Source organism: Phenylobacterium sp. (genome assembly GCF_031425575.1).
Lineage (GTDB): Bacteria > Pseudomonadota > Alphaproteobacteria > Caulobacterales > Caulobacteraceae > Phenylobacterium.
This window is the reverse complement of record NZ_JANPJP010000104.1, coordinates 1-8,730: the sequence shown is the minus strand read 5'-3', so window position 1 is coordinate 8,730 and position 8,730 is coordinate 1. Positions and strand designations below refer to the sequence as shown.

Here is an 8,730-nt window from a genome sequence, read left to right as displayed (position 1 = left end):
GTAGCGGTCCAGTTGTTCGTCGTCGCGGATGATCTCCATGGCCCGACCGCCCAGCACATAAGAGGGTCGGATGACGATGGGGTAGCCGACCGAATGGGCGCCGGCGAAGGCCTCCTCCGCCGTGCGGGCGATGGCGTTGATCGGCTGGGCGATCTCCAGCTTGTGCAGCAGTTGCTGGAAGCGTTCGCGGTCCTCGGCCAGGTCGATGGCGTCGGGGCTGGTGCCAAGGATCGGGATGCCGGCGTCTTCCAGCGCCTGGGCCAGCTTCAGCGGGGTCTGGCCGCCGAACTGGACGATGACCCCCAGCAGCGTCCCCTTGCGCTGCTCGACGGCGATCAGCTCCAGCACATCTTCCGCGGTGAGCGGCTCGAAGTACAGGCGGTCGGAGGTGTCGTAGTCAGTGGAGACGGTCTCCGGGTTGCAGTTGACCATGATCGACTCGATGCCGAGGTCAGCCAGGGCGAAGGCCGCGTGGCAGCAGCAGTAGTCGAACTCGATCCCCTGGCCGATCCGGTTGGGACCGCCGCCGAGGATGATGGCCTTGCGCGCCTCGGTCGGCGCGCTCTCGCACTGCGGCTCCTGGCCGAGCGAGCCGGTCTCGTAGGTGGAGTACATGTAGGGCGTGGCGGCGCGGAACTCGCCCGCGCAACTGTCGATCCGCTTGTAGACCGGCCGCACGGCCAGCTCCTGGCGAAGGGCGCGGACCTTGGCCTCCGGGGTGTTGGTCAGCTTGGCCAGGCGGGCGTCGGAGAACCCCTGGGCCTTGAGGGCGCGGAAGGCCTGGGCGGTGACGGGCAGGCCCGCGGCGCGGACATGGCCCTCGGTGCGGACCAGGGTCTCCAACTGGCGCAGGAACCAGGGCTCGTACGAACAGGCGCCGTGGATTTCCTCCACGGTCAGGCCGTGGCGGAAAGCCTGGGCGATGACGCGCAGACGATCAGGGGTGGGCATCGCCAGGGCGCGCAGGACCGCGGCGCGGCCGGTGTCGGGATCGTCCGACCCCTCGATGTCGACTTCGTCCAGGCCGGCCAGGCCAGTCTCCAGGCCGCGCAGGGCCTTCTGTAGGCTCTCGGCGAAGGTGCGGCCGATGGCCATGACCTCGCCAACCGACTTCATGGCGGTGGTCAGGTGGGGCTCGGAGCCCGGATACTTCTCGAAGGCGAAGCGGGGGATCTTGGTGACGACATAGTCGATGCTGGGCTCGAAGGAGGCCGGCGTCGCCCCGGTGATGTCGTTCATCAGCTCGTCGAGGGTGTAGCCCACGGCCAGGCGGGCGGCGACCTTGGCGATGGGGAAGCCGGTGGCCTTGGAGGCCAGGGCCGAGGACCGTGAGACCCGAGGGTTCATCTCGATCACCACCATGCGGCCGTCGGCGGGATTGACCGCGAACTGGACGTTGGACCCGCCGGTCTCGACCCCGATCTCGCGCAGCACGGCGATCGAGGCCGCGCGCATGATCTGGTATTCCTTGTCGGTCAGGGTAAGCGCCGGGGCGACGGTGATCGAGTCCCCCGTGTGCACCCCCATCGGGTCGATGTTCTCGATGGAGCAGACGATGATGCAGTTGTCGGCCTTATCGCGGACCACCTCCATCTCGTACTCTTTCCAGCCGAGCACGCTCTCCTCGATCAGCACCTCGGTGGTGGGGGAGAGGTCCAGGCCGCGCTCCACGATCTCGCGGAACTCCTCGACATTGTAGGCGATGCCGCCCCCGGTGCCGGCCAGGGTGAAGGACGGGCGGATGATGGCCGGCAGGCCGACGAACTCCAGGCCTTCCAGGGCCTCGTCCATCGAGTGGGCGGCCTTGGACTTGGGACTCTCGAGGCCCAGCTTGTCCATGGCGTCGCGGAATTTCTGGCGGTCCTCGGCCCTGTCGATGACGTCGGCCTTGGCCCCGATCATCTCCACGCCGTACTTGGCCAACACGCCGGAGGCTTCCAGGGCGAGCGCGGTGTTCAGCGCTGTCTGGCCTCCCATGGTGGGCAGCAGGGCGTCCGGGCGTTCCTTGGCGATGATCTTCTCGACCATCTCGGGCGTGATCGGCTCGATATAGGTGGCGTCGGCCACATCGGGGTCCGTCATGATCGTGGCGGGGTTCGAATTGACCAGCACGATGCGGTAGCCCTCGGCGCGCAGAGCCTTGCACGCCTGGACTCCCGAGTAGTCGAACTCGCAGGCCTGGCCGATGATGATGGGGCCGGCGCCGATGATCAGGATCGAGGAGATGTCTGTGCGTTTGGGCATCGTTCGGTCCGCGCATAAGGGCGGCGCCGCGTGGCCGCGCGCCGTTCCCGTTCAATCTGTAGGTTAAGGCGCCCGTTTAGAGAGGGAGTCGGGCCTGCGCAAGCGGGCAGGGCGCCCCTGGGGAGACTCTCCTTTGCGGGCCTCGGATAGCGCGCAAAGAAAATGGGCCGGCGCGGACGCCAGCCCATTCCCCGGTGCTCAGCGGAGCGCGAAGCTCCGCGGCGGTCTTAGACCTGCAGGTTGCCCGCAGACATCTTGCCGCTGCGCTTGTCGCGCTCGAGTTCGAAGGTGACCTTCTGGCCCTCGTCCAGCGAACGCAGGCCGGCGCGCTCAACGGCGGAGATGTGCACGAACACGTCCGCGCCGCCGTCGTCGGGCTGAATGAAGCCGTAACCCTTGGTGCCGTTGAACCATTTCACGGTGCCGGTAGACATAGAGATATTCGTCCTTGGATAGATATTTCCCACGCCCGAAACATTCGGACGGGGGATCAAAAGTCGGGGGATCGGGAGCCCGGTCCGGTGCGTTCATGGACGCGTCGAAAGTCAGCCGAACCTACGAGTTTGACCCGGCCATCTTGGCGCAAAACCACTTTGAAAGCAAGGTGACGACGCGTTGCTGTCTAGCAGTCGACAGAAGAAGCAACGCCCATACTCAGGGTCCGGCCCTGGTCATCTGCACATGGATTTTCTTGCCGCCGTGCTGTTCGCCGGGGGACGCAAGCCGTGATGCGCCGCCAGCCTGACGCGCGCCAAGGCCCTGGTCCAAGCTCCGTCGACGCTTCCTCAACAGGCGTTAACCATGATTTTACAGCCAAGCCTCAGCCTGTGAGTCCACAAACTCGGGCTGGGATCTCGTCATGTCTGCATTCGCACGCGCGCTCGGGCAACCGCCGGCGGACGCCGCGTCCCTCAAGGGGGATGGCGGCACAGGGGCGCCCACCTCACTCGTGGCCCTGACACGATATGGCTTGGAACGGCAGGCGAGGGGGGACTTCCAGGCGGCCGTAGAGGCCTTCCGGGCGGTGGCCGGCGCCGCGCCCCGCCAGGCCCTGGTCTGGAACAACCTGGCGCTCGCGCTCGGCGGGTTGGGGGACCACGAGCAGGCCGCCATCGCCCTGCGCAAGTCCCTGGACATCGACACCAGCCAGGTTTCGGCCTGGGTCAGCCTGGCCGCCTCGCTGCTTCAGCTGGGGCGCCCGGAGGAGGCCGAGAGCGCCTGCGACGGCGCCATCGCCCGCGACCCCGACAATGCAGACGCCTGGCAGATCCGCGCCATGGTCCTGGCTGGCCGTGACGACTTCGTCGGCGCGGCGGCCGCCTTCGCCCGCACCATCGAGATCGCTGGCGAGACCGGCGCCCTGCGCGCCAACCTGGGGGTGACCCTCTTCAAGTCCGGCGCCTTCCACAAGGCGCAGCGCAACTTCGAAGCGGCCATGGCCCTGGAGGCCGACGCCGAGGAGATCGTCGAGATGGCGCGTCTGTGCCGGTTTGTGGTGGCGGGCCTCGACGGCGACATGGCCCGCGTCACCACTGTCAGTCGGGAGCTCACCAGCGTTGCGGAGACCGACACCCTCTTCAAGACCGCGCTGCTCTGCCTGGACTGGGCGGGACACAAGGGCCCCGCGGCCCTGATCGCCCAGACCTGGACATCCCAGCGCCCGGGCAACCTGGAGGCCCGGCACATGGCCGACGCCGCAATGGGCCGCCCGGTTGAGCGCGCCCCGGCGGCCTTCGTGGCCCAGCACTTCGACGGCATGGCCGAGCAGTTCGACGAGAAGCTGTTGGGCCGCCTGGGCTACCGGGCCCCAGAGGAGATCCGCAACCTGATCGCCACCTGGATTGAGGCCGACGCTTCCCTGGACGTGCTGGACATCGGCTGTGGCACCGGGCTGTGCGGCCCGGTCCTGCGCCCCTACGCCCAGCACCTGAACGGCGTCGATCTCTCCGACGGCATGCTGGCCAAGGCCCGCGAGGGCGGCCTCTATGACGAACTGTGGTGCGCTGACCTGTTGGACACCCTGAGCCAGGCCGGCGCCCGGTGGGACATGATCGTAGCTAGCGACACCTTCCCCTATGTCGGGACCCTGGGCGGCGTATTCGACGGCGCCGTGGCGACGCTGAAGCCTGGAGGCCTGCTGGTCTTCTCCACAGAGGCCGCGGATGGCGACGGCGTCACCCTGCGCGGCAATGGTCGGTACGCTCACGGGCGGGGTTACATCGCCGACCTCGCGGCCGGGCGCTTCGACATCGTCGAGCGCAGGTCCACCATGCTCCGCCGCGAGGCCGGGGTGGCGCTTGAGGGCGACTACTTCCTGATGCGCAAGATCTAGCGGCTCGAGGCCGCCTTAGGCCTTGCCAGCGGCGGTCGGCTTGGGGCAGCTTCGCCGCCAGCCTTCCGCCGGAAAAGACACACACTTGCCCGCGACCTCTGCGATCGATCCGCTGACCGAGTTGATGCCGAGGATCGCCGCGGGCGACCGCGCAGCCCTGCGACAACTTTACCAGGCCACCTCTGCGAAGCTATTTGGCGTCTGCCTTCGTATCCTCTCCAACAGAGATGAAAGCGAAGACGTGCTGCAAGAGGTCTACATCACGATTTGGCGTCGCGCCGACCGCTTCGAAGCGGGCCGGGCCAGCGTCATGACGTGGATATCCACCATCGCCCGCAACCGCGCCATCGACCGGCTGCGGGCTCGCGGGCCCCTGGCCTACGCCGAGCAGGTGGAAGAGCTGGAGATCGACGACGGCCTACCGCGGGCCGACGCGCTGCTGGAGGCCACCCAGGACGGCGAAGCCCTTGGCAGGTGCCTGTCGGAACTGGACGAGCGCACCGAGAAGGTGATCCGCACCGCCTTTTTCGAGGGCGTCACCTACGAGGCCCTGGCGGCCCGGATGGAGGCCCCGCTGGGTACGGTGAAGAGCTGGATCCGCCGTGGCCTGGCCAAGCTCAAGGGGTGCCTTGAGTCATGAGCGAACCCCTTACCCCCAACATGCCCGAGGATGAGGCCTTCGCCGCCGAGCACGCCCTGGGCGTGTTGAACGCCGGCGAGCGTGCCGCAGCGGAATTGCGCATGGCCCGCGAACCTGCCTTCGCCGCCCATGTCGAGGCCTGGCAGGCGCGACTTGCGCCGATGCTTGCCGCTGTGTCGCCCGTGGAGCCGCCCGCCGGCCTCTGGCCCCGTATCGAGCGCGGCCTGCCCGCCAACGACAACGAAGGCCGCGGCGCGAGATTCTGGCGTGCCTGGGCCATGGGCGGGATGGGGCTGGCCGCCGCCAGCCTGGCCGCCGTCGTAGTCCTGGCCACCCGGCCGCCCGAGATCATCGCGCCGCCGACGCCAGGCGAACTGCTAAACGCCCGACTCGACACCAGCGGAGGCCAGCACCTGTTTGTCGCCGCCTACGATCCGGTGCGTCAGAAGCTGATCGTCACCTCGCTGGTGGCGCCGGGGACCGACCCGATCCACGTCCACGAACTGTGGCTGATCCCTGCGGACGGCAAGCCACGCTCGCTCGGCCTCATCGCGCCAGGGACCTCCAAGAGTATGGCCATGCCGGAGGGATTGCCGGCCCTTACCACAGAAGGCGCGTCCATCGCTGTCTCCGTGGAGCCGCTGGGCGGCTCGACGCAGGACGGACCTTCCGGTCCGGTGGCGGCGATCGGCAAGCTCGCCCGGATTTAATTTCCTGTCCCTGCGTCTGGAGAAGTTTCCAGACCGTATTCCTGGCATCGCCGCCCCGTGGCGAGCAGAATTTCAAGGGACCAGAACATGAAGATCAACAACATCGTCGCGCTCGCGGCAGGCATCTCAATCTCGTTTGCTGGCGTCAACATGGCCTCTGCTCACGCGATGGATCAGAAGACTGTGATGGTCGGCGGCGCCGCCATGTATCCTTCCAAGAATATCGTAGAGAACGCCGTCAATTCGAAGGATCACACCACCCTGGTCGCCGCCGTGAAGGCCGCGGGTTTGGTGGAGACGCTGTCGGGGTCTGGCCCCTTCACGGTGTTCGCACCCACCAACGCCGCGTTCGCCAAGCTGCCGGCCGGAACCGTGGAGACCCTGGTGAAGCCTGAGAGCAAGGCCGCCCTCAGCAACATCCTGACCTATCACGTGGTCCCGGGCCGCCTGACCGCGATGGATCTCACCGCCCAGATCAAGGCAGGTGGCGGCAAGGCCATGCTGAAGACCGTGCAGGGCGGAGATCTGACCGTCTCCGCCATGGGTGACATGGTGATGCTCACCGACGCCAAGGGCGGCATGTCCCACGTCACCATCGCCAATGTCATGCAGTCCAATGGCGTGATCCACGTCGTCGACACGGTCCTGATGCCGTAGCACTCGGGGGCCGGCGAAAGCCGGCCCCCGTCGAGCCGTTGCTCTGGCTCAGGTTGCGGCACGCGTCGTCGCGAAGAGCGTGTTCAGGTCTCGCCCGGAGATTTCGCCGTCGGTGAAGGCGACGCTGCCGGAGTCCCGCAGCATTTCGGCCGAGCGCCTCACCAAGCCCAGCGCCGCGCGCGCCAGGGACCCGCCGACGCTGATCCGCCGCACGCCGGCCGCCAGCAGCTCGTGAGCGTCGCCCGACGAGCCGCCGAGGCCCAGGACCAGATTCACCGGACCCACGATCTCCCGCACCAGGGTTCGGGCCGTCGGCAGGTCGGTCACGCCCGGTAGGAAGACGCAGTCCGCCCCAGCCTCAAGATACAGATTGGCGCGGCGGATGGAGGCGGCGAGCGGATCGTCTTAGCCCACCAGCCAGGCGTCGGTGCGGGCGTTGATCACCAGGTCGGAGCCGCGCGCGATCAGCGCCTTCTGCGCGCCGGCGATCCGCTCAGCCGCTTGGCGCGGCTCGTAGAGGCGTTCCTCGCCGACCGGCTTGTCCTCGATGTTGCAGCCCGCCAGGCCGATCTCCACGGCCTGCAGGACGCAGTCGGCGACGTCCTCGGGGCGGTCGCCGTACCCCGCCTCCAGGTCGCCGCTCACCGGTAGGGTGACCGCCTCGACGATTTGGCCGCAGCGGTCGAACATTTCCTGGCGCGTCACCCCCAGTCGCGGGTCGCTGACCCGGTAGTCCTGCTTGCCCAGGGAGAAGGCGATCCCGGCGCTGGTGGTCCCGATGGCGGGAAACCCGGCCGCCGCCAGGATCAGGGCGCTGCCGGCGTCCCAGGCGTTGGGCATGATGAAGCCGGAGGTGTGCAGGTTTCTGAAGGAATGGGCCGCCTGCTGTTGTCGGGTCATGAGAGCCTCTTTGATGGAGCGGGCGTTTTACGTAGCTGGACAGGGGGCATTCGCCAAATGCATATAAATGGTCGGAATGATCAGGGATTTGCATGGACACTGAGGCGCTGCGGACCTTCGTCATGATCGCGCGGACGGGCGGGTTCTCCGGGGCGGCCGAGCGGATGGGGCGGTCGCAGCCGGCGATCAGCCGGCGGATCGCGCTGCTGGAGGCGGAGCTCCAGATGCCGGTGTTCGAGCGTCTGGCGGGCGGCGTGGCCCTCAGCCAGGCGGGCGAGGCCCTGTTGCCGCATGCTGAGCGGGTGCTGGCCGCGCTGGAGGACGCCTCGAGCGCCATGCGGGTGCTGCAGGCCGGCGAGGGCGGGCCGATATCGGTGGCCGTGGTGGGCACCTTGGCCGGCTCCGATCTCGCCCAGGCCCTGAGGCGGTTCGCCGCGCAGTTCCCGAAGGTGGCCCTGACCCTGCGCACCGCCACCAGCGTCCAGATCAGCGATCTGGTGCGGCGCGGCGAGGCGACCCTGGGCCTGCGCTACTTCGAGGACCCGTCACCAGACCTGGAGAACCGCGCCTGCGCCCCCGAGGCCCTGGTGGTGGTCTGCGCGCCCGACTATCCGCTGGCGGGGGGGAAGGTCGTCAGCCTGCGTGATCTGCGAAACGAGCCCTGGCTCGGCTTCCCGCCTCCGGAGGGACGGGACGAACGGTGGTCGGGGATGCTGTCGGCCCAGTTTCTGACCCGCGGTGTGGCGGAGGTCCGGTTCACGGCCGTGGATAGCCTGACGGCGCAGAAGCGGCTGGTGGAGGCGGGCTTTGGACTGGCTCTGATGCCGGTCAGCGCCGTGGCTGAGGAACGCGCCGCGGGGAGCCTCGCCGCCATTGCGGTCGCTGACCTGGCGGTCTCCAATCCAGTCAGCCTGATCACCCGCAAGGGCGGCTATGTCAGCCCCGCGGCGCAGGGCCTGATCGAGGCTTTGACCGCCTAGGCCTTCCGGGCGTCCATCAGGCCCGCGAACCTTTCGAACAGGTAGAGGCTGTCGGTTGGGCCCGGCGAAGCCTCAGGATGGTGCTGCACCGAGAAGACCGGGCGGCCTTCCAGCTGCAGGCCGGCGTTGGTGCCGTCGAAGAGCGAGACGTGGCTCTCCTTCACCGGGGCCGGCAGGCTGTCGCGGTCGACGGTGAAGCCGTGGTTCATGGAGACGATCTCCACCTTGCCGGTGGTGAGGTCCTTCACGGGATGGTTCGCGCCATGG

The 8,730-nt window shown here is 68.0% G+C and carries 8 protein-coding genes and 1 pseudogene; 5 read left to right on the top strand and 4 right to left on the bottom strand.

The genetic code is table 11. From position 1 onward, the window contains the following. Positions 1–2,244 (bottom strand): carbamoyl-phosphate synthase large subunit (gene carB, locus RMO97_RS05615; RefSeq protein ID WP_310539543.1); only part of this gene is annotated, 2,244 nt, incomplete at its 3' end. A 227-nt stretch (positions 2,245–2,471) separates the two neighbouring features. Further along, positions 2,472–2,678 carry a cold-shock protein gene (locus RMO97_RS05610; protein WP_293497834.1) on the bottom strand — a complete coding sequence of 69 codons (207 nt, stop codon included), beginning with the start codon at positions 2,676–2,678 and terminating at the stop codon, positions 2,472–2,474. 425 nt (positions 2,679–3,103) lie between these two features. Between RMO97_RS05610 and RMO97_RS05605 the strand changes: the two genes are divergently transcribed. The 4 genes from RMO97_RS05605 to RMO97_RS05590 all read left to right on the top strand — a co-directional run bounded on the left by RMO97_RS05605 (position 3,104) and on the right by RMO97_RS05590 (position 6,583). Beyond that, positions 3,104–4,576, top strand: coding sequence for a tetratricopeptide repeat protein (locus RMO97_RS05605; protein ID WP_310539542.1), 1,473 nt, complete (start codon positions 3,104–3,106; stop codon positions 4,574–4,576). Between the two features lie 85 nt (positions 4,577–4,661). Then, positions 4,662–5,216, top strand: a complete 555-nt coding sequence (locus RMO97_RS05600) for a sigma-70 family RNA polymerase sigma factor (RefSeq protein ID WP_310539541.1) — start codon at positions 4,662–4,664, stop codon at positions 5,214–5,216. Next, positions 5,213–5,926, top strand: coding sequence for an anti-sigma factor domain-containing protein (locus RMO97_RS05595; protein WP_310539540.1), 714 nt, complete (start codon positions 5,213–5,215; stop codon positions 5,924–5,926). Before RMO97_RS05600 ends, RMO97_RS05595 begins: the two co-directional genes overlap by 4 nt. A gap of 168 nt (positions 5,927–6,094) precedes the next feature. Then, the gene (locus RMO97_RS05590; protein WP_409035291.1) at positions 6,095–6,583 is read left to right on the top strand and encodes a fasciclin domain-containing protein; all 489 of its coding nucleotides are present in this window, start codon (positions 6,095–6,097) and stop codon (positions 6,581–6,583) included. A 48-nt stretch (positions 6,584–6,631) separates the two neighbouring features. On the opposite strand, the pseudogene RMO97_RS05585 reads toward RMO97_RS05590, so the two are convergent. After that, positions 6,632–7,483: pseudogene (locus RMO97_RS05585) on the bottom strand (isocitrate lyase/phosphoenolpyruvate mutase family protein). 92 nt (positions 7,484–7,575) lie between these two features. Between RMO97_RS05585 and RMO97_RS05580 the strand changes: the two are divergent. Next, positions 7,576–8,463: a LysR family transcriptional regulator gene (locus RMO97_RS05580; protein WP_310539538.1), complete on the top strand. Its 888-nt coding sequence runs from the start codon at positions 7,576–7,578 to the stop codon at positions 8,461–8,463. Here the strand turns inward: RMO97_RS05580 and RMO97_RS05575 are convergent. Continuing rightward, the coding region (locus tag RMO97_RS05575) for a glutamine amidotransferase-related protein (protein ID WP_409035290.1) at positions 8,460–8,730 on the bottom strand (271 nt) is incomplete at its 5' end. The two genes, RMO97_RS05580 and RMO97_RS05575, sit on opposite strands and share 4 nt — an antisense overlap.

What these genes read in the sequence shown, in the direction of transcription:
- RMO97_RS05610 (WP_293497834.1), bottom strand. Translation starts at nt 2,678, where the DNA reads ATGTCTACCGGCACCGTGAAATGGTTCAACGGCACCAAGGGTTACGGC.
- RMO97_RS05605 (WP_310539542.1), top strand. Translation starts at nt 3,104, where the DNA reads ATGTCTGCATTCGCACGCGCGCTCGGGCAACCGCCGGCGGACGCCGCG.
- RMO97_RS05595 (WP_310539540.1), top strand. Translation starts at nt 5,213, where the DNA reads ATGAGCGAACCCCTTACCCCCAACATGCCCGAGGATGAGGCCTTCGCC.
- RMO97_RS05580 (WP_310539538.1), top strand. Translation starts at nt 7,576, where the DNA reads ATGGACACTGAGGCGCTGCGGACCTTCGTCATGATCGCGCGGACGGGC.
- RMO97_RS05590 (WP_409035291.1), top strand. Translation starts at nt 6,095, where the DNA reads ATGGATCAGAAGACTGTGATGGTCGGCGGCGCCGCCATGTATCCTTCC.